The organism is Nocardioides jensenii JCM 1364 = NBRC 14755, from assembly GCF_001552535.1.
Lineage (GTDB): Bacteria > Actinomycetota > Actinomycetes > Propionibacteriales > Nocardioidaceae > Nocardioides > Nocardioides jensenii.
Genome location: NZ_BCRJ01000179.1, coordinates 1 through 1,200, shown reverse-complemented (window position 1 = coordinate 1,200; position 1,200 = coordinate 1). Strand labels below are relative to the sequence as shown.

At 73.9% G+C, this 1,200-nt stretch carries 1 protein-coding gene; it reads right to left on the bottom strand.

The annotated features are described in order from the left end of the window. Nucleotides 1–104: 104 nt before the first annotated feature. Nucleotides 105–1,200, bottom strand: a 1,096-nt coding sequence (locus NJ4_RS26180) for a coiled-coil domain-containing protein (RefSeq protein ID WP_067442130.1), incomplete at its 5' end; no start/stop codon positions are given.

Here is a 1,200-nt window from a genome sequence, read left to right as displayed (position 1 = left end):
AGCCTCCTCGGCCGCGTCCTCGGCCGCGTCGTCCAGCGCGGTCTCGGCCGGCGGGCCGACACTGGGCGCGACGTCGTCCCCGCGTCCGGTGGTCATCGTTGCGATCAGTCCTCGCCGAACCCGGCGACGACGTCACGCAGCGCGCCCAGCTGGGCGGTGATGGCGTCGCGACGCTTGGTCATGCGGTCGACCTCGGCCCGCACCGCAGCGAGCTCGCGGTCGGCGTCGGCCTGTCCGGTCGCGGTCAGGCTCTCGGCCTGGCTGCGAGCCGAGGCGACGATCTGCTCGGCCTCACGGCGAGCGCGGGTGAGCAGGGCGTCGGACTCGGACTGAGCCTGCTTGCGGTGGGTCGTGGCCTGGGTGCTGGCCTCGGTGGCGCGCTCCTCGGCGGCGACGGCGCGCTGCTCGGCCTCCTCGACGAGGCGGCGAGTCTCGGCGGTGGCGTTCGAGTGGTGGTCGGCCGCCTCCTTGGCCAGCCGCTCCTTCTCGACGGCCAGGGTGCGTCGGGCCTCCTGCACCTCACGGTCGGCGGCGGCGCGGGACTTCTCCGCCTCGCGGGCAGCGCTGACCTTGGCGTCGTTGCTCTCCTGCTGGGCAGCCAGACGCAGCTGATCAGCCTCGCGCTTGGCGGCGGCCCGCAGGTCGTTGGCCTCGGTTCGGGCCAGGGCACGCTCCTGCTCGGCGTCGGCGATGAGGCGGGTGCGCTGCTCGTCGAGCTCGGTGAGCTGGACGGTGCGCATGTCCTCGGCCTCCCGGGTGGCGTCGGAGCGGATCGCCTTGGCGTCCTTGGTGGCCTGGGCGCGGATCTCGGTGGCCTCGCGGATCGCCTGGAGACGGATGTCCTCGGCCTCCTCCTCGGCCAGACGCAGCAGCTCGTTGGCACGACCACCGAGGCCGGCGTACGAGGGCGCCTCGACCTCGGAGACCTGCTTGCGCAGGCCGGCGAGCTCGGACTCCAGCTCGATGACGCGCTTCTCGGAAGCCCCGAGGCTGTTGCCCAGGCCGGCCTTCTCATTGCTCAACTGGGACAGCAGGGAGTCGACGGCGTCCTTGTCGTAGCCGTTGCGGCGCACGACGGGCAACTGGGGGAGCCGGCTCTGGCTGGCCTGCGTGGACGAGACGAGGCTGCCGGAGGGCTGGGCCGCCGGGCGGGACGGAGCGACCGGGGCAGCCTGCTGCTGGGCGGCAGGCGCGGCGGGC